Source organism: Vulcaniibacterium tengchongense, assembly GCF_003814555.1.
Taxonomy (GTDB): domain Bacteria; phylum Pseudomonadota; class Gammaproteobacteria; order Xanthomonadales; family Xanthomonadaceae; genus Vulcaniibacterium; species Vulcaniibacterium tengchongense.
Window position 1 is genome coordinate 1,237,628 of sequence record NZ_RKQN01000001.1, and the last position, 20,351, is coordinate 1,257,978.

Annotated in this window: 22 protein-coding genes; 8 read left to right on the forward strand and 14 right to left on the reverse strand. The window is 73.0% G+C overall.

Annotated features, from left to right (window positions below; genetic code table 11):
• Positions 1-59 precede the first annotated feature (59 nt).
• The gene (locus tag EDC50_RS05580) at positions 60-2,459 is read right to left on the reverse strand and encodes a membrane-bound PQQ-dependent dehydrogenase, glucose/quinate/shikimate family (RefSeq protein ID WP_123769430.1); all 2,400 of its coding nucleotides are present in this window, start codon (positions 2,457-2,459) and stop codon (positions 60-62) included.
• Positions 2,460-2,705: 246 nt separating this feature from the next.
• Between EDC50_RS05580 and EDC50_RS05585 the strand changes: the two genes are divergently transcribed.
• Entirely contained in the window at positions 2,706-3,413 is a 708-nt protein-coding gene (locus EDC50_RS05585) for an aspartate/glutamate racemase family protein (RefSeq protein WP_123769431.1), read from the forward strand.
• A gap of 200 nt (positions 3,414-3,613) precedes the next feature.
• Positions 3,614-4,198 (forward strand): mechanosensitive ion channel family protein, encoded by a 585-nt coding sequence (locus tag EDC50_RS05590; protein ID WP_123769432.1) that lies wholly within the window; start codon positions 3,614-3,616, stop codon positions 4,196-4,198.
• A 102-nt stretch (positions 4,199-4,300) separates the two neighbouring features.
• On the opposite strand, the gene EDC50_RS05595 is transcribed toward EDC50_RS05590, so the two are convergent.
• On the reverse strand, positions 4,301-4,567 hold the full coding sequence (locus EDC50_RS05595) for a DksA/TraR family C4-type zinc finger protein (RefSeq protein WP_123769433.1): 267 nt from the start codon (positions 4,565-4,567) through the stop codon (positions 4,301-4,303).
• A 165-nt stretch (positions 4,568-4,732) separates the two neighbouring features.
• Between EDC50_RS05595 and EDC50_RS05600 the strand changes: the two genes are divergently transcribed.
• On the forward strand, positions 4,733-4,930 hold the full coding sequence (locus EDC50_RS05600) for a hypothetical protein (RefSeq protein WP_123769434.1): 198 nt from the start codon (positions 4,733-4,735) through the stop codon (positions 4,928-4,930).
• Between the two features lie 96 nt (positions 4,931-5,026).
• Here EDC50_RS05600 and EDC50_RS05605 read toward each other — a convergent pair whose 3' ends face one another.
• The 3 genes from EDC50_RS05605 to EDC50_RS05615 form a co-directional block, all read right to left on the reverse strand.
• Positions 5,027-5,404 (reverse strand): YciI family protein, encoded by a 378-nt coding sequence (locus EDC50_RS05605; protein WP_123769435.1) that lies wholly within the window; start codon positions 5,402-5,404, stop codon positions 5,027-5,029.
• Between the two features lie 333 nt (positions 5,405-5,737).
• Positions 5,738-6,151 carry a GFA family protein gene (locus EDC50_RS05610; RefSeq protein WP_123769436.1) on the reverse strand — a complete coding sequence of 138 codons (414 nt, stop codon included), beginning with the start codon at positions 6,149-6,151 and terminating at the stop codon, positions 5,738-5,740.
• Positions 6,152-6,227: 76 nt separating this feature from the next.
• Positions 6,228-6,656 carry a VOC family protein gene (locus EDC50_RS05615; protein WP_123769437.1) on the reverse strand — a complete coding sequence of 143 codons (429 nt, stop codon included), beginning with the start codon at positions 6,654-6,656 and terminating at the stop codon, positions 6,228-6,230.
• A 203-nt stretch (positions 6,657-6,859) separates the two neighbouring features.
• Here EDC50_RS05615 and EDC50_RS05620 point away from each other — a divergent pair, with 203 nt between their 5' ends.
• Positions 6,860-7,717, forward strand: coding sequence for an AraC family transcriptional regulator (locus EDC50_RS05620; RefSeq protein WP_123769438.1), 858 nt, complete (start codon positions 6,860-6,862; stop codon positions 7,715-7,717).
• A 124-nt stretch (positions 7,718-7,841) separates the two neighbouring features.
• Positions 7,842-8,984 carry a serine hydrolase domain-containing protein gene (locus EDC50_RS05625; protein WP_123769439.1) on the forward strand — a complete coding sequence of 381 codons (1,143 nt, stop codon included), beginning with the start codon at positions 7,842-7,844 and terminating at the stop codon, positions 8,982-8,984.
• 43 nt (positions 8,985-9,027) lie between these two features.
• Here the strand turns inward: EDC50_RS05625 and EDC50_RS05630 are convergent, their stop codons facing one another.
• The 4 genes from EDC50_RS05630 to EDC50_RS16610 form a co-directional block, all read right to left on the reverse strand.
• Positions 9,028-11,148, reverse strand: a complete 2,121-nt coding sequence (locus tag EDC50_RS05630) for a M13 family metallopeptidase (RefSeq protein WP_123769440.1) — start codon at positions 11,146-11,148, stop codon at positions 9,028-9,030.
• 169 nt (positions 11,149-11,317) lie between these two features.
• Entirely contained in the window at positions 11,318-12,169 is an 852-nt protein-coding gene (locus EDC50_RS05635) for an alpha/beta hydrolase (RefSeq protein ID WP_158635717.1), read from the reverse strand.
• 188 nt (positions 12,170-12,357) lie between these two features.
• Complete coding sequence (locus EDC50_RS05640; RefSeq protein ID WP_242003039.1) at positions 12,358-13,068, reverse strand: dienelactone hydrolase family protein; 711 nt, start codon at positions 13,066-13,068, stop codon at positions 12,358-12,360.
• A gap of 26 nt (positions 13,069-13,094) precedes the next feature.
• Positions 13,095-13,253, reverse strand: a complete 159-nt coding sequence (locus EDC50_RS16610) for a hypothetical protein (RefSeq protein ID WP_242003038.1) — start codon at positions 13,251-13,253, stop codon at positions 13,095-13,097.
• A gap of 238 nt (positions 13,254-13,491) precedes the next feature.
• Between EDC50_RS16610 and EDC50_RS05645 the strand changes: the two genes are divergently transcribed.
• Complete coding sequence (locus EDC50_RS05645; RefSeq protein ID WP_158635716.1) at positions 13,492-14,667, forward strand: TolB-like translocation protein; 1,176 nt, start codon at positions 13,492-13,494, stop codon at positions 14,665-14,667.
• Between the two features lie 158 nt (positions 14,668-14,825).
• On the opposite strand, the gene EDC50_RS05650 is transcribed toward EDC50_RS05645, so the two are convergent.
• Both EDC50_RS05650 and EDC50_RS05655 read right to left on the reverse strand, forming a co-directional pair.
• Positions 14,826-15,512 (reverse strand): hypothetical protein, encoded by a 687-nt coding sequence (locus EDC50_RS05650; RefSeq protein ID WP_123769443.1) that lies wholly within the window; start codon positions 15,510-15,512, stop codon positions 14,826-14,828.
• 76 nt (positions 15,513-15,588) lie between these two features.
• Positions 15,589-16,344, reverse strand: a complete 756-nt coding sequence (locus EDC50_RS05655) for an extensin-like domain-containing protein (protein ID WP_123769444.1) — start codon at positions 16,342-16,344, stop codon at positions 15,589-15,591.
• A 123-nt stretch (positions 16,345-16,467) separates the two neighbouring features.
• Here EDC50_RS05655 and EDC50_RS05660 point away from each other — a divergent pair, with 123 nt between their 5' ends.
• Positions 16,468-16,713, forward strand: a complete 246-nt coding sequence (locus tag EDC50_RS05660; protein ID WP_123769445.1) for a hypothetical protein — start codon at positions 16,468-16,470, stop codon at positions 16,711-16,713.
• 49 nt (positions 16,714-16,762) lie between these two features.
• Here EDC50_RS05660 and EDC50_RS05665 read toward each other — a convergent pair whose 3' ends face one another.
• From EDC50_RS05665 to EDC50_RS05675, 3 genes are all read right to left on the reverse strand, one after another.
• Positions 16,763-17,932 carry a zinc-dependent alcohol dehydrogenase gene (locus EDC50_RS05665; RefSeq protein WP_123769446.1) on the reverse strand — a complete coding sequence of 390 codons (1,170 nt, stop codon included), beginning with the start codon at positions 17,930-17,932 and terminating at the stop codon, positions 16,763-16,765.
• 12 nt (positions 17,933-17,944) lie between these two features.
• Entirely contained in the window at positions 17,945-18,451 is a 507-nt protein-coding gene (locus EDC50_RS05670; RefSeq protein WP_123769447.1) for an SRPBCC family protein, read from the reverse strand.
• 509 nt (positions 18,452-18,960) lie between these two features.
• Positions 18,961-19,872, reverse strand: a complete 912-nt coding sequence (locus tag EDC50_RS05675; protein WP_123769448.1) for a VOC family protein — start codon at positions 19,870-19,872, stop codon at positions 18,961-18,963.
• A 160-nt stretch (positions 19,873-20,032) separates the two neighbouring features.
• Here EDC50_RS05675 and EDC50_RS05680 point away from each other — a divergent pair, with 160 nt between their 5' ends.
• Positions 20,033-20,332, forward strand: coding sequence for a hypothetical protein (locus EDC50_RS05680; RefSeq protein ID WP_123769449.1), 300 nt, complete (start codon positions 20,033-20,035; stop codon positions 20,330-20,332).
• Positions 20,333-20,351 lie beyond the last annotated feature (19 nt).

The following is a 20,351-nucleotide window of genomic DNA, read 5'->3' on the forward strand; positions in this document are numbered from 1 at the left end:
GACGCCGCATGCGGGCATCCACCGGAACCGAGGCCTCCGCGCGGGCCGGGAGGCGAAGGTCAGCGTTCCGGCAGCGCGTAGGCGATCACGTAGTCGCCGGCCTGGGTCCCGAGCGACCCGTGGCCGCCGGCGACGACCAGCAGGTACTGCCGGCCGTCCGCGCCGAGGTAGGTCATCGGCGTCGCCTGCCCGCCCGCGGGCAGCCGGCCGCGCCACAGTTCGCGGCCGGTGGTCAGGTCGTAGGCGCGCACGTAGTAGTCGAGCGTGCCCGACAGGAACGCCAGGCCCCCGGCGGTGACGATCGGCCCGCCCAGGCTCGGCACGCCCATCCGGAACGGCAGCGGGATCGGCGCGAGGTCGCGCACGGTGCCGTTGCGATGCATCCACAGGATCTTGCCGGTGGTCAGGTCCGCGGCGGCGACGTAGCCCCACGGCGGCTCCTGGCACGGAATGCCCAGCGGCGAGACGAACGGGCCCAGGCGCACCGCGTACGGCGCGCCGAAGTTCTCGTTCAGCGCCGGCAGCGTGCCGTGCTGCGGCGCGTGCTTGCCCTGCACGTACAGCGTGGTGTCGTCCTTGCGCGGCACCAGGCGCGAGAAGAAGGCCAGATAGGCCGGCGTCGCGAACACGATCTGCCGGCGCGGGTCCACCGCCACCCCGCCCCAGTTGAACACGCCGAAGTTGCCCGGGTACACCAACGTCCCGCGCAACGAGGGCGGCGTGAACCGGCCTTCGTAGCGCAGCCGACGCAACGCGATCCGGCACGCCAGCTCGTGGAACATCGTCGCGCCCCACATGTCGCGCCCCTGCAGCGGCGGCGGATCGAACGACAGCGCCGACACCGGCTGGGTCGGCGCGGCGCGCTCGCCGGGGATGTCGCTGGCCGGCGCCGGCACTTCGCGCACCGGCAGCAGCGGACGGCCGTCGCGCCGGTCGAGCACGAAGATCTCCCCCTGCTTGGTCGGCTGCACCAGCGCCGGCACCGTGCGGCCGCCCAGGCGCAGGTCGACCAGCGTGGGCTGGGCAGGCACGTCGTAGTCCCACAGGTCGTGGTGCACGGTCTGGAAGTGCCAGCGCACCCGCCCGGTCGCCAGGTCGAGCGCGACCACCGCCGAGGAATAGCGCGCGCCGGCGGGGTTGCGTTCGGCGCCCCACTGGTCCGGCGGCTGGTTGCCCATCGGCACGTAGACCAGGCCCAGCGCCTCGTCCACGCTGGAGACCGACCAGCTGTTCGGCGACGACGGCGTGTAGGTGCGGCCGGGCGGCAGCGGGGCGGTGTCGTCCGGGTTGCCCGAGTCCCAGTTCCACACCAGCGCGCCGGTGTCGGCGTCGTAGGCGCGGATCACGCCGGAAGGCTCGACCGTGGAGGCGTTGTCGAGCACCGTGCCGCCGACGATCACCCGCGAGCGCGTCACCACCGGCGGCGAGGTCGAGTAGTAAGCGCCCGGCCGCACCTTCGGCATGCCGGCCCACAGGTCCACCTCGCCGTCGCCGCCGCCGAAGCGGGTGCAGCGCGAGCCGTCCTGCGGATCCAGCGCGACCAGGCGCCCGTCGGCGGTGGGCATGAACAGCCGGGCCGCGCAATCGCCGGGGGCCTGCGCCGCGGCCGCGGGATCGGGCGCGCGGTAGCCGAGGCCGCGGCAGGTCAGGTGCTGCAATGCCAGCCCGCGGCGCACCTGCAGGTCCACGCGCCAGATCTGCCTGCCGGTGGTGGCGTCGAGCGCGACCACCGACTGGTGCGGCGTGCACAGGAACAGGCGCTGGCCGACCTTCAGCGGCGTGACCTCGAAGGTGGTCTCGACCGGGTCGTCCGGGCGCCCGCGCACGTCGCCGGTGCGGTAGGTCCAGGCGACCTGGAGCCGCGCGACGTTGGTCGCGTCGATCTGGTCCAGCGGCGAATAGCGCTGGCCATGGCCGGTGCGGCCGTAGGCGTGCCATTCGCCCGGCGGCACGCCGGCGGGCTCGGGCGCCGCCGCGTACGGCGCCGGCGCGCGCCCCTCGATCCGATGCTCGTCGCGCGACCACGACAGCGCCGAGACCAGCAGCACCGCGGCCAGCGCGGCGCCGAGCGCGAGCTGCGCGCGCGGCGGGCCCGCGCGCACGGCGGCGGCCGCGTCCACGCGCCCGCGCAGCGCGCGTACGACCCAAGGCGTCAGCAGCCAGAGCCCGAGCACGAACGGCACGTCGTTGCGCGCGGCCAGCGGCCACCAGTCCAGCCCCGCTTCCCACAGCGACCAGGCCAGGGTGCCGGCCACCAGCAGCGCGTGCATCCACAGCGCCGCGATCGAACGCCGCCACAGCAGCGCGCCGACCGCGGCGAAGCCGATCCCGGCCGGCAGGTAGTACCACGAGCCGCCGAGCGCGAGCAGCCACACGCCCGCGCCCGCCACCGCCAGCCCGATCAGGAGGAAGACGACGCCCGTGACCAGCGGAGCCCTGCTGCGACGCGACTCGGCCATGCGCACCTCGACGGCTGCGGGATCGCGCCGACTCTACGGCCGGCGGCGTTCGCGCGGCGTTCCGGCCGCGTCCAGCGCGCGTGAAGAGGCGCGCCGCGCGCTCGCAGGCCGGTCGCGCCGCCGGGGCCGCGCGCCCGTTGCGGGCGACCACGCTCGCGATGCAGGACGGTGGCCAACGGCCGCGCCCGGCTGGCGGTCGCGGCGGCGCTCGCCGAGAATCGGAACCTCCCTCGCCCGTGTCCCGCCATGCCCCGACACATCGGCATCGTCGCCTGCTCCGCCGAAGGCGCGGCGCTGTGCTACCGCACGATCTGCACCGAAGGCGCGGCCCTGCTCGGCCCGCACGCGCACCCGGAAGTCTCGATGCACACGTTCCCGCTCGCCGACTACGTCGCCTGCCTGGATCGCGGCGACTGGCATGGCGTCGGCGAACTGATGCTGGCCTCGGCGGAAAAGCTCGCCTCGGTCGGCGCCGAGCTCCTGATCTGCCCGGACAACACCATCCACGCCGCGCTGCCGCACGTCGCCCCGCGCCTGCCGCGGCCGTGGCTGCACATCGCCGACGCGGTGGCCGCCGAAGCGGTCGCGCGCGGGCATCGCCGCCTCGGCCTCACCGGCACCCGCTGGCTGGTGGAGAGCGAGGTCTACCCGCAGGCGCTCGCCCGCCACGGGCTCCAATGGCGGCGCCCGGACCCGGACGACCGCGAGGCGCTCGGCCGGATCATCATGGAGGAACTGGTCTACGGCGTGTTCGCGCCGGAGTCGGTGGCCCGCTTCCGCGACGCGATCGCCCGCCTGCAGGCGCAGGGCTGCGACGCGGTCGTGCTCGGCTGCACCGAGATCCCGCTGATCGTCGACGACAGCAACTCGCCGCTGCCCACCCTCGACTCCACCCGCCTGCTCGCGCGCGCGGCGCTGCGCTGGGCGGTGCAGGGCGCGGCGCGCGGCGGCTGAAGCCGCAGCGCCGCGCGCGAGGGTATGCCGTCGAGCCCGCGCGGTCGCGATGGCGCACGTCCGGCAACCCGCACGCGAGCGCGGCGGCGTAGCCGACGGGCATCGCACGCGGCCCGGCACGGCGCGCCACACGCGCGTGCCCGTTGCGAATACACTCGTGCGCTGCGCCGGCGCGTGATCGGCGCGAGCGGACGCGACGCATGAAAGAACGCTTGCCCCCTTGGATCCAGGATTGGCTCGGCATCATCGTGCCGGTCGGCCAGGTGCTGCTGATCCTGTTCGCCGCCTGGCTGTTGCAGAGCGTGGCGCGGCGGCTGATCCAACGCATCGGCGTGCGCTACAGCCTGCCGCCGGAGCTGTCGGTCGGCGTACGCCGGGTGCTGGCCTTCGTTATCTACGTGGCCGCGGCGCTGCTCGCGCTGGAACGCCTGGGCGTGTCGGGCTCGGTGCTGTGGGCGGCGTTCACCGGCTTCGCCACCGTGGCCGCGGTCGCGTTCTTCGCCGCCTGGAGCGTGCTGTCGAACATCTTCTGCACGGTGCTGATCTTCATCACCCGCCCGTTCCGCCTGTACGACCACATCGAACTGCTGGAGAACGGCGAGAAGCCGGGGCTCAAGGGCCAGGTGCTGGACATCAACCTGATCTACACCACCCTGCAGGAGCAGCACGCGGACGAGCCGGGCACGCTGCTGCAAATCCCCAACAACCTGTTCTTCCAGCGCAGCCTGCGCCGCTGGCGCAACGGCAGGCCGCAAGTCGACGACGAGGCGACCACGGGCAGCTGAGCCGCGCGGCGGGGCCGGGCGCCGCCAGCGCCGCCGCCGCGCGGGTGGCCCCGCGTCGAGGGAACCTCGCGGCGCGCGCCGGACGCCGGCGCCGCGGCCGCCTCAACGCAGTTGGCTGTCCTTGCTGCCGCGGCGGTTGTAGCCGCTGAACGCGGCCTGGTCGCGATCGTGCGCTTCCTGGCAGGCCACGCACAGACGCACGCCCGGCAGGGCCTTGCGCCGCGCCTCGGGGATAGGCGCGTCGCACTCCTCGCAGCGCTCCGATCCGGGGCCCTGCGGCAGGCGGCTGCGCGCGCGCTTGATCGCGTCCTGGATGGTGGCGTCGATCTGTTCCTGGACCGCGCCATCGCCGGCCCAACCGGTCGCCATGGCTCGCCTCCGCTGTTCGCTCAGGGAACGCCAGGATAGCCGCGCGCGGCTGAATCCGCGGCGGCCGGACGGCGCCGGAAACGACAGGCCCATGCGATCCCCGATCACGGCCTGTCGACCGCCCGCGCGGCAGAGTCGGCGCACGGCTTCGTTGCGGAGGCGGACATGGCGCGCCACCCGAATCGCGAACAAAACCCGGGCAAGGGCAAGAACCTGGGCCGGGGCCTGGCGAACATCGGCGACCAGGACCGCCGCGACCTCGCCGGCAGCGGCGACAAGGCGCCGACCCAGGACCAGTCGCGGCGCATGACCTCCGGCGAACGCGGCCACGCCGAAGCGGCGCGCAAGCGGGCCCCACACTGAGGCGCCGCGGCGGGCAGGTACGCGCGCCCGCCCGCTCCATGCCCGGTCCGGCACGTGTCCGACCACGGCGCGCCACCCCCGTGCCTGCGGCCGTCGTCACGCCGCGCGGCAGGCGCCGTTTTCCAGGTCCGCCTCTTCCAGCTGGCGCACCTCGCACTCGATCTCCCACTCCTCGCCGTGGATGTCGAGGAAACGCTTGGCCAGCGCCACGGCCTCGTCCAACGAATCGGCCTTGAACAGCGCGTAGCCGCCGATCACCTCCTTGGTCTCGGTGAACGGGCCGTCGATCACCCGGGTCTTGCCGCCCGACAGCCGCACCCGCACGCTCTCCGCGGTCGGGCGCAGGCCGGCGGTGTCGAGCAGCACGCCGCTGCGGGTCAGTTCCTCGATCAGCTTGCCCATCTCGGCCATCAGCCGTTCGCTGGGCTGCTGGCCGGTGGTCTCGTCGATCCGGATCATCGAAAGAAAGCGCATCGCATGGTCTCCTGGGGACTGGCGGCCGGCGGCCGGAGCGGGCACGAACGCCCGGGCTCGTCCCGACGACGAACCAGGCGCGCCCGGATCGACATGCCGACGGCGAGGGCGGCGAGCCTCCGATGCGGTCCTCGGGAGCGGCGGTCGCGCGAGGCCCGAAAGGCGAGATTCCGTTCGCCCTCGCGTCGGCGTGGGCGGTCGACGCGATGGGCCGGCCGCGGCGCGGCGATGGAGTCCGGACCGTTCCGATCGGCGGCGTGATCGTGCCGTCCACCGCCTGCTCCGCGCCGGCGGCGATGCGGTCGAGCCGCCACCGCAACAAGTCGGCGCCGGCTAGTCGGGCCGCCCGGCCGGGTGCCGCGGCAAGGCGTCGGCAGTGTCGAACCAGCCGAGCCGCGAGCCGTGCCAGATGTGAAATCGCGGCGGTACCGCAGCGGCGTCGTCGAGCGTGGCCACCGCGAAGTCCACCGTGTCCGGCTCGTGCTCGAGCAGCATGCACAGCTGCGTGCCGCAATCGCCGCAGAACAGCCGCTCCGCTTGCGGCGAGGAGCGGTGGCGCCGCGGGATCCCGCGCAGGAACTCGAAGTCCTTGCGCAGCACCGAAGCGAACACCAGCACCGGCGCGCCGGACGAATGCCGGCACAGGCTGCAGTGGCAGTAGCCCGCGTTGAACGGCTGCGCGTGCAGCTTGTAGCGCACCGCGCCGCACAGGCAGCCGCCGTCGCCGGTCTCGTCTTCGCCGTCCACCTCGGCCTCCGTTCGGGTACGACCGCACCCTACCCCGGCCCGCGGCAAGAACGCGCAAAAACGCGGCTTTACGACTTCAGAACGTCACCTTCACCCACGGCGCGGTGCGTTGGGCCTCGCCGTGGTACACGGCCTCGATGTTGTTGCCGTCCGGATCGAGCACGAACGCCGCGTAGTAGCCCGGGTGGTAGCGGCGCTCGCCCGGGGCGCCGTTGTCGCGGCCGCCGTGGGCGAGGGCGGCCCGGTGGAACGCGTCGACCATCGCCCGGTCGCGCGCCTGGAACGCCAGATGGTGGCGCCCGGTCAGCTCGCCCAGCGCGGCCTCGCTGTCGGCGGTGGACACGAACAGCTCGTCGGCCCAGAAGTAGTCGTCGCCGCTGCCGCTCAGGGGGATCTCGAGCGCCTCGAACACCGCGCCGTAGAACGCGCGGCTGGCCTCCAGATCGCGCACCACCAGCTGGATGTGGTCGATCAGCCGGCCTCGGTAAAGCGCCTGGGTTTCCATCGGTGCCTCCTCATCGCCTTGCGTTTCGCGCGCCATATAGCAGCCGGCCGCCGGGTGCGCGCTCACGCGGCTTTGATCGGCCTGCCGGCGGCATCAGAATGCCCGTCGCGCCGCGCCGGGGAAGCCCCCCGCGCGCAAGGCCGCAACCTGGATCAATACCGCCGCGGCAGGATGGCGGCGCGAAACGACGGAGCCGCACCACGATGCCGCGCTGCACCACCCGCCAGAGCTACGCCGCGCGCGTCGACAAGGTCGTGGCGTACATGGCCGAACGCCTGGAACACCCGGTCACGCTGCCGCAGCTGGCCGCGGTCGGCCATTTCTCGCCCTTCCACTTCCACCGCATCTACCGCGGCCTGATGGGCGAGACCGTGGCCGATACGCTGCGGCGCATGCGCCTGCATCGCGCCGCGGTGGAGCTGCTGCACGGCAGCGCGCCCCTGGGCGGGATCGCGCGGCGTTGCGGCTACGGCAGCGCGGCCGCGTTCAACCGGGCCTTCGCCCTGGCCTACGGCGTGCCGCCCGGCGAGTTCCGTCGCCGCAAGGGGCTGGGCGTTCCCGCCCTGCCCGTCCATCGCGTACGAGACCGGGAGGAGATGCGCATGTACGAAGTCAGGATCGAGCAACGCGCGCCGGTGGCCGTCGCCGCCCTCGCCCATCGCGGGCCGTATCACGCGATCGGCGCCGCGTTCGGGAAACTGGGCGCGTGGGCGGCCGGCCGCGGCGTCCCGGAAGGGCGCTCGTTCGGCCTCTACTACGACGACCCGGAAAGCGTCGCCCCCGCCGAACTGCGCGCCGAGGCCTGCGTGGAGGTCGCGGCGGACGTGCCGCTGGACGGCGGCGTGCGGCGGCTGGAGATCGCCGGCGGCCGTTATGCGGTGCTGGTCCACGTCGGCCCTTACGCCGAACTCGACCGGCCGTACAAGTGGCTGTTCGGCGAATGGCTGCCGGACAGCGGCGAGGAAGCCGCCGACGCGCCGGTGGTCGAGGAATACCTCAACGACTGCCGCATGTTGCCGCCATCGCAGTGGCGGACGGCGATCTGCCTGCCGTTGCGCTGAGGCTCCGCCTTTCGCACCGTCGCGAGGCAGGCGCGGTGTGCGGGATGCGCCGCATTCGCCGGCGACGCGGCGGGGCATCCGCCCCGGCCGTTATGCTGTGCCCTCTTCCCCGGGAGCAGCATCGATGCCTCGCTTCGCCCGCTTCGTCCTCGCCGCGGCGCTGCTGTGCGCCGCCCCCGCGTTCGCTTCCGACTACGTGCCGCCGCGGCACGAATGGGCGCGGCAGGCGCCGGCGGCCGCCGGCTTCGATCCGGCGAAGCTGGCGGAGGCCGTCGAGTACGCGAAGGGCAAGGCGGAGGTCGAACCGTCGGACCTGCGCCAGGTGCTGCTGGACGCCTTCGGCAAGCGCGAACCCGGCTACCGCATCCTCGGCCCGGTGATCCCGCGCGCGCAGGCCAGCGGCCTGATCGTGCGCGGCGGGCGCATCGTCGCCGAATGGGGCGACCTCGACCGCGTCGACATGACCTTCAGCGTGGCCAAGAGCTACCTGGCCACGGTGGCCGGGCTCGCGGTGGACGACGGCCTGATCGCGTCGGTCGACGACCGGGTCGCGCGCTACGTGCCCGGCCCGTGGTTCGAGGGCGCGCACAACGGCGCGATCACCTGGACGCACCTGCTGCAGCAGACCTCCGACTGGAGCGGCACGCTGTGGGACGTGCCGGACTGGGCCGACCGGCCGGAAGGCGACGACCCGTCCAGGCGGCCGCTGCACGCGCCGGGCACCCGCTACAAGTACAACGACGTGCGCGTGAACCTGCTCGCCTTCGGCCTGCTGCAGGTGCTGCGCGAACCGCTGCCGCAGGTGCTGAAGGCGCGGATCATGGACCCGATCGGCGCCTCGAGCACCTGGCGCTGGCACGGTTACGGGAATTCCTGGACCGAGGTCGACGGCCTGCGCATGCAATCGGTGTCCGGCGGCGGCCACTTCGGCGGCGGCCTGTTCGTCAGCACCGCCGACCACGCCCGCTTCGGCCTGCTGATGCTGCGCGAGGGCGAATGGGGCGGCCGCCGGCTGCTGTCGAAGGAATGGATCGCGCGGGCCACGCGGCCTTCGCCGGCCAAGCCCGACTACGGCTACCTGTGGTGGCTCAACACCGGCCGCCAGGCCATCCCCGCCGCGCCGGAATCGGCGTACTGGGCGTCCGGCTTCGGCGGCCACTACCTCTACATCGATCGCGAGCACGACCTGCTGATCGTGCTGCGCTGGACGCCGGACCTGGCCGGCGTGGTCACGCGGGTGCTCGCGGCGCTGCGGCCGCGCGCCTGAGCGGGACGCCGGGGCCGCCGCGCCGCGGGCCCCGGCGCGGGGCTCACCAGATGCGCACGCGCTGCTCCGGCGGCAGGTACAGCGGATCCTTCGCGGTGATGCCGAAGGCCTCGTACCAGGCGTCGATGTTGCGCAGCGGCGCCACCGCGCGGATCTGCCCCGGCGAATGCGGATCGGTGACCAGGTACTGGCGCAACGCGTCGTCGCGCCACAGCGTGCGCCACACCTGCGCCCACCCCAGGAACAGGCGCTGCTCGCCGCTGAAGCCGTCGATCGCGGGCGCCGGCTTGCCGCCCAGCGAACGGCGATAGGCCTCCAGCGCGATGGTCAGGCCGCCGAGATCGCCGATGTTCTCGCCCATCGTCAGCCTGCCGTTGATGTGCATGCCCGGCAGCGTCGGGAAGGCGTAGCTCTCGTACTGCGCGCCGAGCCGCGCCGCCTGCGCCTCGAACTTGGCGGCGTCCTCGGCGGCCCACCAGTCGCGGAGCAGGCCCTGGCCGTCCGACTTGCGGCCCTGGTCGTCGAAGCCGTGGATGATCTCGTGGCCGATCACGCCGCCGATGGCGCCGTAGTTCACCGCCGGGTCGGCGTCCGGGTCGAAGAACGGCGGCTGCAGGATCGCGGCCGGGAACACGATCTCGTTCTTCACCGAGTTGTAGTACGCGTTCACCGTCTGCGGCGTCATGCCCCATTCCAGCTCGTCCACCGGCTTGCCGATGCGGGCGCGGCGGTAATCCCATTCGAAGCGGCGCGCGCGCTCGGCGTTGCCGAACACGTCGCCGTTGGCGATGCGCAGGCCGCTGTAGTCGCGCCACTTTTCCGGATAGCCGATCTTCAGGCCGAAGTTCTCCAGCTTCGCCTTGGCCTCGGCCCGGGTGGCCGGGCCCATCCAGTCCAGCTGCTCCAGGCGCGCGCCCATCGCCGCCTTCACGTTGGCGACCAGCGCGTCCATCTTGGCCTTGGCGTCGGCCTGGAAATACAGCTTCACGTAATCGCGGCCGATCGCCTCGCCCATCGCGCTCTCCGCCAGCGCCACCCCGCGCTTCCAGCGGTCGCGCTGCTGCGGCTGGCCGTTGAGGAACTTGGAACGGAACTCGAACTCGGCGTCGACGAAGGCCTTGGACAGCAGCGGCGCGGCCTCGTCGGCGGTGTGGAACGCCTGCCAGGCGCGCAGGGTGTCGAGGTCGGCCTCGGCGAAGATCCGCGCCATCTCCGGGAAGGCGGTGTTCTGCCGCAGCACCGCGCGCGGGGCCTGTTCGACGCCCGCGGCGCGGAAGAACGCCGCCCAGGGGAAGCCCGGCGCGTACGCGTCCATCTCGGCCAGCGGCACCGGGTTGTAGGTCTTGTCGCGGTTGCGGCTGTCGGCCCGGGTCCAGTGCGCTTCGGCCAGCCTGGTTTCCATCGCCATCACCGCCTGGGCGTGCTGCTGCGGCCGGTCCCAGCCGGCCAGCTGCAGCATCTGCGCGATGTAGGCGGCGTAGCGCTCGCGTTGCGGCGCGAACTTCTCGTCCAGGTACATCTGGCGGTCGCCGAGGCCGAGGCCGGACTGGCTCAGGTACAGCGTGTAGCGCTCGGGATCGCGCTGGTCGTCGCTGACCGAGGCGGCGAAGAAACTGCCGCCGAAGCCGCCGTTGGCGCGGCCCATCAGCGCGGCGAGCGCGGGCTTGTCCTGGGCCTGGCGGATCGCATCCAGGTGCGGCTGCAGCGGCTTGGCGCCGAGCGCTTCGATCGCCGCCTCGTCCATGAAACCGCGGTACAGCGCGGCCACCTTGGCGGCGTCGCCGTCCTTGGCCGGGTCGCCGAGCGGATAGCTCTCCACCAGCTGGCGCACCCGCGCCTCCGACAGCTCGCGCAGCGCGGCGAACGCGCCGTAGCTGGAGCGGTCGGCCGGAATCTGCGTGGTCTTGGCCCAGGTGCCGTTGACGTAGCCGAAGAAGTCGGCGCCCGGCGACACGGAGCGGTCCATGCCGGCCAGGTCCACGCCCCAACTGCCGAAGCGCGCGGCGGCGATGGCCCCCGTGGCGCCGCCGGCAGCGTCGGGCGAGTCGAACAGGGCGTAGAGCTGGCAGGCGTCGTCGAGGCAACGGTCGTGCTCGGCGGCGGCCAGCGGCGCCGCCAGGGTCAGCGCCGCGGCGGTCGCGACGCACAGCAGGGTCTTCTTCAAGGCGATCTCTCCGGAGTCGTGCGGATGGCCCGTAGCGCCGTCGCCCTCACCCGGCGCCGGCGCCGCTCGGGCGCGCGGATGCCCCTTTCCGGGACCGGTCGGTTGTACCCCGCCCGGCCGCTGCCCGGCAGTGCCATGCGTTGGGGGCAAGAACGGAAGCGGCGGCGGGTCAGCGCGCTGCGCCCGCCGCCTGCGCCGCCGCGGGCAGCTCGAACAGCCAGCGCACCGCGGCCGGGAACGCCGCGCGCCAGGCCGCTTCGTTGTGTTCCGCGTCCGGCGCCACCCGCACCTCCACGGCAGTCCCGGGGTGTGCGCGCAGCAAAGCCGCCATGCGCTCGACCCGGGCCACCGAATCGCCGCCTTCGCGCCCGCCCATGTACAGGTAGACGCGCGTGCCGGGGGGCAGCGGCGTGCGCCCGGCGCGCGCGTAGGGTTCCTCGGACACCCAGTACGAAGGCGAGAACACGCCTGCCTTGCCGAACACCTCCGGGTACTGGCGCACCGCATAGTCGGCCGCGAGCCCGCCCAGCGAACTGCCCAGGATCGCCGTCTGCGCGCGGTCCGGCAGCGTGCGGTAGTTGGCGTCGACGAACGGCTTGATCGACCGCGCCAGGTCGTCGACGAAGTCCGCGCCGCGGTTCGGCAGCAAACGCACGTTCCAGTACGGAACCAGTTCGTGGAAACGCAGCTCCCCGCCATGGTCGATGCCGACCACGATCGCCGGAAAGCCCTCGCGCGCCAGCGCGTCCATCGCCTCGTCGACGCCCCATTCGCCGGCGTAACCGGTCGCCTCGTCGAACAGGTTCTGCCCGTCGAACATGTACAGCACCGGATAGCGGCGCGTGGAAGCCGCGTAGCCGGGCGGCAGGTACACCCGCAGGCCGCGCGGATGGCCGAACGCCGGCAACCGCAGCGGCGGCACGAATGCCCGCACGGCCGGCCCGGCCGTGTGCCGGCGCTCGCCGGCCTCGGCATGGAGCACGGCGGCGAGGCCCAACAGCAACAGGAACGACAGGCGCATCGGCGCGACCCGGCGGGAGTTCGCCCTACGGTGCCGCCGGGCGCTTCCGCTCGCCCGTGCCATCCGTCATCGCGGCGACGGCCCGCGGCAAGTCGTGGGGCGGCGGCGTGCGCGCAGGCGCCGCCCCTTGCCCCTCGTCCGATGGCGCCCGAACCGCTGGCCGGCGCAACGTCAGGCGCAGCGCGACGTCAGGCGCGGCGCAGCGTGCGCTCGAACAGCGCCAGCGTGCGCCGCCACGCCTCCTTCGCCGCATCCGCGTCGCAGCGCGGCATGGTGTCGTTATGGAAACCGTGCTCGGTACCGGGCGGCGGGTACAGCGCGTAGCGCACGCCGGCCTGCTTCAGCGCCTGCTCGTAGCCCGGCCTGGCGTTGACCCGTTCGTCGTTCTCCGCCAGCACCGCCAGCAGCCCCGCCTCGATCTTCGGCACGTCCTCCGCCGCCGGCGCAGGGCCATAGAACGGCGCCGCCGCGCGCAGGTCCGGCGGCCGGGTGGCGAGAAAGCTGGTCATCGCCCCGCCCCAGCAGAAGCCGACCGCGCCCATGCGGCCGTTGCCGCCGTCCACCCCGCGCAGCATGTCGGCAGCGGCGAGCGGGTCCTGGCGCGTCTTGGCCGGGTCGAGCCTGGCGAACCCGGCGCGCGCCCGGTCCTCGTCGCCTGGATAGCCGCCGAGCGGGAACAGCGCGTCCGGCGCGAACGCGATGTAGTTCTCCAGCGCCAGCCGGCGCGCCACGTCCTCGATGTGCGGATTGAGGCCACGGTTCTCGTGGATCACCAGCGCCGTCGGCAACGGACCGGCAGCCTCGGCCGGGCGCACCCGGCAGCCGCGGCCGGTGCCGTGGCCCCGCGGCGATGCGTATCCGGCGTAACGCGCCGACAGGCGTTTGTCGTCGGGCTTCACCTGCCGCGCAGCGGCGAACTGCGGGCTCAGCGCCGCGAGCAGCCCGGCCGCGCCGCTCGCGCCACCGCGAAGCATACGGCACCGGCGAGAAAGCCGCGGCGGTCGATGAGGCCGTGCACGTACTGGTCGAACAGGCGCAGCACGTCCGGATCGAAATCGCTGGCCTTGCGGGGCGTATCCGGCATCGGGCTCTCCGGCGGGACCCGGGCGAGCACATACCGCGAACCCGGGCGTTCGCCGCGCCGCGGCGTGTTTCGCCCGCGAAGGCCGCGGCAGCCCGATTCAGGAAGAGGGCCGCCCGCGCGCGGAAAGACGGGCGCCGTTCGTCGGCGAAGCGCCGATGTCGCGGGAAATTGACAGCCGGATCATGCCGCCGCGCCTGCAATGGGCGCGGGTGATCGGCCTTCGCCAAGGAGAAACCGCATGCGTGCCCGCCTACCGAACCCGCGTCGCGCGGGTTTCCTCGTATCCAAGCTCCTGATCGGCCTGTCCATCGCACTGGCGGGCGTGCAAAGCGCCGCGGCCGGCGACGGCGGCGACATCCTTTTCTACGAGGGCTCCGAAGGCCCGGCCCTGTTCCGAAGCAATACCACCGGCACCTTCACCGACGCCCTCACCCAGCCGCCCGCCGAATATACCGACCACTCCGCCTCGTGGTCGCCGACGGGGCTGTCGGTGGCGTTCGAGCGCAGTTTCCACTGGTACCGGCAGGAGCCGGAGCCGGGAAGCGAGATGTACCACTACCGCCATCGCGACCCGACCATCATCATCACCGACCGCCAGGGGCAGCGCGAACGACCGCTGATCAAGGGCGTGCTCCCGGCCTGGAGCGGCTGGTCGCCGAACAAGATCGCCTTCGGCATGCTGCGCGCACCCGACGACACCAAGTCCGAGTGCATCCACGTGATCAACGCCGACGGCACCGGGCTGCAACGCATCGGCTGCGTCGGCGCCATCGCGGATCACCATTGCACCGAGTTCTACACTTGCTTCCCCGAACTGAGGAAGCTGGCGTGGACGCGCACCGGCAAGTACATCGTCGCCCACGTGGCGACGCTCGGCAAACGGCTGTTCAGTCCGGTGCCCGACGAGTACTGGGTGTACACCCTCTTCGCCGCGGAGGTGGCGACCGGGCGATTGGTCGAGTTGCCCTCGCCGTTCCTGGTTTCGGACATGTCGAACCCGATCTCGTTCTCGGTAGGTGCCGGCGACACGGTGTATTACGATGCGATGGAGTGGTCCGGCCCCGCCATCTACAGGATGCATCTGCCGACCAACACCCTAACGCGGGTCATGGACGGTTCCGCGCCACTGGTCTCACCCGACGGAAAGAAGATCGCCTTCACGCAGAGGGACGGGAGCAACCGCTACAGCCGCCTGTTCGTCGCCAACGCCGACGGCAGCGGCGCGGTGCATCTGGCCGGCCCCACGGCGGGCGTGCAGGTGGTGCCGCTGGACTGGTCCGCCGACGGCAGCCACATCCTGCTGCAGCGCAGGCAGGGCTACAACCACAGCCTGCATCTGGTCACCACCACCGGCCAGTGGCGGACGGTGCGGCGCAACGCCGGGGCGGAAACCGGCGCCTGGCAGCAGCGCTAGCCTTTCCGCGCCACCGGCGGTGCGTCGGGCGGGCGGTTGCTACGACGCGGTTTCCGCGGCGTCGCCGTCCCGGCGCCGGGCCGGATCCCGCCGGCCCGGGCCTCTTGCGCGTGTCCCGCCGCCGCGCCTTCGTGAAAGGGCGCGAAGTCGCGGCCGCGCTACGCGCCTTCGTCCTTCGGCGCGGCGGAATCCGAGCCGGCCAGATGCAGGCCCATGCCCAACCCCATGCCGCCGGCCGCACCGGCACCGCGTCCGCCGCCGGCGCCGCCGCGATCCGCGGCCTCGCGCCCGCCCTCGGCACGGCCCTTCGCTGCGCCGGGCCGCGTCGGTCCCTGCCGCGGGATCTCCAGTCCGCGCGGGATCGGATCGAGGTCCAGCACCTCGCGGATGAAATCGCGCAGCGAGACCACCAGCTCGGCGGTATGCACCCGGCGCCCGGCGACCAGGTCCGCCGCCGCGCGCGCCGCCAGCCGCACCTGCTCGTCCGTACCGAGCAACAGGATGTCGGACAGCGCGCCCTCCACCGCGTCGCGGATGCGCCGCGACCGGTCGGAGCCGTGCGGCAAGCCCGCCTCGTCCGCATCGGCGGTTTCGCTGCGACGGCGCAGGTCGCGCAAATGGGCCGGGTCGACCTCCAGGTCGCCGGTGAAGGAGCCGCCGAGCGTGCGGTAGGCGGCGATCAGCGTGCGCAGGCGTTCGTTGATCTGCCGGTTCTCGCGCTCGCGCCGCTGCTGCACGGTCTGCATCAGCAGCAGGCGGATGCCGACGCCCATCAGGGTGATCAGCACCAGCCCCGCCAGCGTGCTCAGCACGGCTTCCCACGATCCGAAATCCAGACCCCGCATGCGTACCTCCTCGGGCCGATGGCCCACGCCGTCTCCGGGCACAGTGTAGGTGCGCCGCGGCGTCGGCCGCGGCCGGCTAGCGGCACACCCGGGCGCCGCCGCGGTCGAAGTGGAAGTGATCGGCATGGGCGCGGTTGTAGTCCGGGCCGAGGACCACGTCGAAATAGCGGCATGCGCCGTCGCGCACCGCACGCAGGAAACGGGCCTCGGCGGGCACGTTCGGCGCGGCCGCGGCATCGCGTTCCGTGGCCGGCGCCCGCGGCCGCCAGTGCCGCGCCACGCTGATGCGGCGCCCGTCCTCCAGCACGAAGGCGGCGACGTCGAGCGCGTCCGCGGTGGCGTGCCGGCTGCGGCGGCGGCCGGGATCGCCGTAGAGGTTGCGGCAGGCGTAGGAGCCGAAATGCTCGATCGCCCGCACGCGCGCGCCGAGGTGCTCGGCCGCGGCCCGCTGCAGGACGTGCCGCTCCCACATCGCCAGCGACAGCGCCGCGCGGCAGCTCAGCGGGAACGGTTCGCCCACCGCCACGCTGGTGCGTGCGATCCGCACCGCGTTCTCGAACCCGCAGCCCGGGCCGGTGGCCCGATCCCGCAGCGGCACGAAGCGCATGTCCGCCTGCGCCAGCGCCGCCCGGCACGCCTCGCGGTCGCCCGAGGCGCGCGCGAGCTTGAGCCCGGTCAGCAGGTTCGGCGGCGCGTCGATGCGCAACGGCGCCCACGGATTCCAGGCTTCGGGAACGGCCAGCCTTCCCGACCGCACCGCCCAGGCCGCGAGCGCGGCGAGCAGCAGCAGGAGCAACCCGGCACGTCGTGGAGAACGCCCGACCTCGGCCATTGCGCGACTATCCGCACCGAGGCGTCGATCGCCCGTCTCCGCCCGCCGCCGCGCCGGCTCTTTCCCTGCCGATCACGCGCGCGGGTCTAGGTTGCTTGTCCCGAAAGGCGATAGGAGACGGCCATGGCCGACCGCAAGCACGAACGCCCCGGCGCGCCCTCGGGCGCAGGCGAACGGCCGGACCGCGCCGCGGACCGGCGCCCGCAAAGCGACCGCGCCGAGGATCTCCGGCAGACCGCTCCCGTCCCGCAGGGCGGCGTGAACCCCGAAATGGGCGACATGGACGCCGCGGCCGACCCCGATCGCGACCCCGACGACGGCGACGGCGGGCTGCCCGGAAAGGCGGGCGGCGGGCTGATGGGCGCGTGAGCCCGCGGCTCCGGGGCGGGCGTCGCCGCGGCATGCCGTCGCGCCGCGGTCAGGGCTCGAACGCCGCGCGCACGCAGCCTTCGCGCTTGTGCTTGAACAGCTCGTAGCCGCGCACCGCCTCCTCCAGCGGCATGCGGTGCGTCAGCAGGAAGCTCGTCTTCAACCGCCCCTCGGCCACCCAGTCGAGCAGGCGCGGCACGTACTTCTGCCCATGCTGCTGCGCGGTCCGCACGGTCAGGCCCTTGTTGATCACCACGCCGAGCGGGAACTTGTCCATCACCCCGTAGACCCCGAGGATCGACACCACCCCGCCCTTGCGGCAGGCGAGGATCGCCTCGCGCAGCGCCTGGCCGCGGTCGCTTTCCATCCGCAGCGCCTGCTTCACCCGGTCGTAGGCATGGCCGATGCCTTCGCCGTGCGCTTCCATTCCCACCGCGTCGATGCAGGCGTCCGGCCCGCGTCCGCCGGTCATCTCGCGCAGCACTTCGGTGACGCTGTCGACGGCGGTGTAGTCGATGACCTCCGAACCGACGATGTCGCGCGCCATCGCCAGCCGCTCGGGAAAGCGGTCGATGCCGATCACCCGCTCGGCGCCGAGCAGGTAGGCGCTCTGCTGCGCCATCAGCCCGACCCCGCCGCAGCCCCAGACGGCGACGGTGTCGCCCGGCTGGATGTCGCAGAAATCCGCGCCCATGAAGCCCGTCGGGCCGGCGTCGGAAAGGAACAGGGCATCCTCGTCGCCGACCGGTTCCGGCACCTCGAAGCAGCCCACGTCGGCGTGCGGCACGCGCACGTAGGTGGCGTGCGAGCCGGCATAACCGCCGAAGGCGTGGGTATAGCCATAGATGCCGGCGGTCGGGTGGCCCAGCAGCGGTTCCTGCATGGCCCAGTGCGGGTTGGTGTTGTCGCACAGGGAGAACAGCTGCCGATGGCAGTACCAGCAGCTGCCGCAGGCGATGAAGGACGGCACGACCACGCGCTGGCCGGGCCGGACGCGCCTGACGTCGGGGCCGGCCTCGACCACCTCGCCCATGAACTCGTGGCCGATCACGTCGCCCTCGCGCATGGCCGGCAGATAGCCATCGATGAAATGCAGGTCCGAGCCGCAGGTGGTGCTCAGCCCCACCCTGATGATGGCGTCGCGCGGATTGACCAGCACCGGGTCGGGCACGGTCTCCACCCGCAGGTCGTTGACGCCGTTCCAGCACAGTGCGCGCATGTCCTGCCTGCCTCAGCGCCGGTCGTCTTCGCGTGCGGAGGGGTTGCGCTCGAGCGTCGGCACCTCGCCGGTCTCCAGCAACGCCTTGAACCGCCGCAGCACCGTGCCGAGCACCCGCTCCGGCGCGGAGCCCAGCCACTTGACCAGGGTCTCGGCGACGGCGCCGCCCGGCAACGCGTAACCGACGCGCAGGCGCGCCTCGGTGCCGAAATCGGCCGGCGCCGGCCGCACCGACAGTTCGGTGTCCAGGCGCACGTCGTGCTCGCCCTCGCTCACGTAGCGCACGCGCTGCCCGGGCACCGCCTCCGCTTGCCTGCTTTCCAGCCGCATCTGGCGGGCGCCGGGCAGGCGGATGGACCACACCATCCGCTGCTCGTCGCCCGAGACCAGCATCGCCCAGTCGGCGAGCAAGCGTTGTTGCACCTGCGGATCGCACCAGGCCCGCAGCAGCGTTTCGGCAGGCGCCCCGATGCTGAGCGTGCGCTGCACCCGGGAGTCGGGGGATGTCGGGGTCTGCATCGAGGGATCCTGCCTGTCGGGCGCCGGCCGGCGCGGACGGCGCCGCGCGGCTCCGGGATGCGAGCCTCGGGCCCGCCGAAGATGCAGCCGACGTTAGAAAAACACGCATGAAGGAGGCGTGTTCCGTGCGCATGCGGCAGCGCCGGAACCGCGGCCCGGCCGCGGGCGAATGCGATCGAGCGGCGGAATCCCCGGACGCGATCCGCGCGCCCGGGACGCACTTCGTGTTCTTGGTCGCGCGCGCGCCCAGGCCCGCCAGGCGCTGCAGCTCGGCGCGCGGTCGCCGTCGTAGGGGGGCACCGTGGACGATCCGCAACGTCGGCATCGACAAGGTCCTGCTCGGCTCCGACTTTCCCAGCTGCCGCGCGGCAAGACCCTCGACGCGCTGGACAGGCTGGGCCTCACCGACGAGAAGGAGCGCAAGATCCGCCGGGAGAACGCCGAGCGGCTCTTCTCCGGCGGGCAATCGAGAGTCCCGCCGGGGCGTGGATCGCGCGCCGCCACCCGGCTCAGCGGCCGGCGGCCCGCTCCAGCGCCGCCACGTCGAATTTCTTCATCCCGAGGAAAGCCCGGGTGACGCGCGCGATGGCGGCCTCGTCGCCCGAGGTCATCACCTCGTCCAGCACCAGGGGCGATATCTGCCAGGACAGGCCGAAACGGTCCTTGCACCAGCCGCACTGCTCGGCCTCCGGTACGGCCGACAGCCGCTCCCAGAAGCGGTCGACCTCGGCCTGGTCGCGGCAATGGACGAGGAAGGAGACCGCTTCGTTGAAACCGAAGCCGTGCTCGTAGGCGCTGTCCATCGCCGCGAACCAGGTGCCGTCGAGGCGGAAGTCCGAGAACATCACCGTGCCTTCGCGGTCCGGCGCGCTGCCGGCCGGGTGCCGCAGCAGCTGCCCGGGCCGGGAGTCCGGGAACACCGAGCGGTAGTACGCGCCCGCCTCCTCGGCCTTGCCGCAGACCGCGCCGGTGAACATCAGCATCGGCACGATGGCGGGGCGTGGCTCGTCGGCGACAGGCTCGGCCAGGATCAGCTGCCACGACAACCCGTAGCGGTCCTGTACCCAGCCGAAGCGCGGGCTGAAGGGATAGGCGTCCAGCGGCATCAGCGCCTGCCCGCCTTCCAGCAGCTTCGCCCAGGCCGCGTCCAGGCGCGCGCGCGCCTGCGGGTCGCCCGGGTCGAAGTTCACCATGAACGACACCGACGGATTGAACCGGAACGCCGGCCCGGCGCTGATGGCCATGAACGGTTGCCCGTGCAGGCGGAAGTTCACCACGTCGCAGTCGCCCGAGGGCGTGTCGCGCACCGTGACCACGGCGTCGATGCGCGAATCGGGGAACACCGAACAGTAGAACCCGGCGGCCTCGCGGGCCTCCTTGTCGAACCACAGGTGCGGGGTGATCGGCCTGGCGAGCGGCATGGGGACCTCCGGTTTTCGATTGGGCTCGTCCTGGCGACGAACCGGCGGGGCGGAAATCGACATCGACTTGCCGGCCACGGTATCCCACCCCGCGGCTTCACCGCCGCGCCACTGCCGGCGTGGATCATGGCGGACGAACCGCCATCCCACGGGAGCCGCCATGGCCGACCGCATCGAACCCGGTTACCTGGTCTTCGTCGCCGACGGCGAGATGGGCGTCGCCGGCGTGCGCGAGGTGCGCCACGACGGCCTGCTCATCAACGTCCAGAACGGCGGCGACTTCCTGATCCCGATGGACGCCGTGCGCGACGTCCATTCGCAGAAGGTGCTGCTGGACCTGGAACGCCTGGACCCGCGCGTCCGCGCGGCGCTGGACCACGCCCACGACCGCGAGTCCGGCCCGTACGCGGTGCAGGACCCGACCGACGGCACGCCCCGGAGCGAACGCGCCGGCCGCTGACGCGCGGCGGCTGCGCCCG

Coding starts and splice junctions, on each gene's coding strand:
- EDC50_RS05585 (WP_123769431.1), top strand. CDS start 2,706: ATGCCCCGACACATCGGCATCGTCGCCTGCTCCGCCGAAGGCGCGGCG.
- EDC50_RS05675 (WP_123769448.1), bottom strand. CDS start 19,872: ATGCCGCTCGCCAGGCCGATCACCCCGCACCTGTGGTTCGACAAGGAG.
- EDC50_RS05680 (WP_123769449.1), top strand. CDS start 20,033: ATGGCCGACCGCATCGAACCCGGTTACCTGGTCTTCGTCGCCGACGGC.
- EDC50_RS05600 (WP_123769434.1), top strand. CDS start 4,733: ATGGCGCGCCACCCGAATCGCGAACAAAACCCGGGCAAGGGCAAGAAC.
- EDC50_RS05625 (WP_123769439.1), top strand. CDS start 7,842: ATGCCTCGCTTCGCCCGCTTCGTCCTCGCCGCGGCGCTGCTGTGCGCC.
- EDC50_RS16610 (WP_242003038.1), bottom strand. CDS start 13,253: ATGCCGGATACGCCCCGCAAGGCCAGCGATTTCGATCCGGACGTGCTG.
- EDC50_RS05580 (WP_123769430.1), bottom strand. CDS start 2,459: ATGGCCGAGTCGCGTCGCAGCAGGGCTCCGCTGGTCACGGGCGTCGTC.
- EDC50_RS05605 (WP_123769435.1), bottom strand. CDS start 5,404: ATGCGCTTTCTTTCGATGATCCGGATCGACGAGACCACCGGCCAGCAG.
- EDC50_RS05620 (WP_123769438.1), top strand. CDS start 6,860: ATGCCGCGCTGCACCACCCGCCAGAGCTACGCCGCGCGCGTCGACAAG.
- EDC50_RS05650 (WP_123769443.1), bottom strand. CDS start 15,512: ATGCGGGGTCTGGATTTCGGATCGTGGGAAGCCGTGCTGAGCACGCTG.
- EDC50_RS05590 (WP_123769432.1), top strand. CDS start 3,614: ATGAAAGAACGCTTGCCCCCTTGGATCCAGGATTGGCTCGGCATCATC.
- EDC50_RS05615 (WP_123769437.1), bottom strand. CDS start 6,656: ATGGAAACCCAGGCGCTTTACCGAGGCCGGCTGATCGACCACATCCAG.
- EDC50_RS05645 (WP_158635716.1), top strand. CDS start 13,492: ATGCGTGCCCGCCTACCGAACCCGCGTCGCGCGGGTTTCCTCGTATCC.
- EDC50_RS05670 (WP_123769447.1), bottom strand. CDS start 18,451: ATGCAGACCCCGACATCCCCCGACTCCCGGGTGCAGCGCACGCTCAGC.
- EDC50_RS05635 (WP_158635717.1), bottom strand. CDS start 12,169: ATGCGCCTGTCGTTCCTGTTGCTGTTGGGCCTCGCCGCCGTGCTCCAT.
- EDC50_RS05595 (WP_123769433.1), bottom strand. CDS start 4,567: ATGGCGACCGGTTGGGCCGGCGATGGCGCGGTCCAGGAACAGATCGAC.
- EDC50_RS05660 (WP_123769445.1), top strand. CDS start 16,468: ATGGCCGACCGCAAGCACGAACGCCCCGGCGCGCCCTCGGGCGCAGGC.
- EDC50_RS05665 (WP_123769446.1), bottom strand. CDS start 17,932: ATGCGCGCACTGTGCTGGAACGGCGTCAACGACCTGCGGGTGGAGACC.
- EDC50_RS05655 (WP_123769444.1), bottom strand. CDS start 16,344: ATGGCCGAGGTCGGGCGTTCTCCACGACGTGCCGGGTTGCTCCTGCTG.